At 36.6% G+C, this 257-nt stretch carries 1 protein-coding gene; it reads right to left on the bottom strand.

Annotated elements, in window-relative coordinates:
* Window positions 1-257: hypothetical protein (locus M901_RS15155; RefSeq protein ID WP_021279089.1), on the bottom strand; the 257-nt coding region annotated here is incomplete at both ends.

Consider the following 257-nt stretch of genomic DNA (forward strand, 5'->3'; position numbering starts at 1 on the left):
TTCTCACTTTCGACATGAAAGTACTCCTGTGATAATTTTCCTGTCCCAACTGACGAAACAAAAACTGTACTCTCATCATAAAATTTATCATTACACTTTAAAGCTCTTTCAACTCCCTGAGATCTATTTCTTTCGACCACTGCACTTTGGTAATTAAACTTCTCAAGAACTGACCAAAGTGGAACCTCAGCATAGAGATCACATGTCTTATTTGATCCATAATGACCAGTAATCTGCGAAACTAAGCTATCTTCAAC

It is taken from the genome of Bacteriovorax sp. DB6_IX (assembly GCF_000447775.1).
Classification (GTDB): Bacteria; Bdellovibrionota; Bacteriovoracia; order Bacteriovoracales; family Bacteriovoracaceae; genus Halobacteriovorax_A.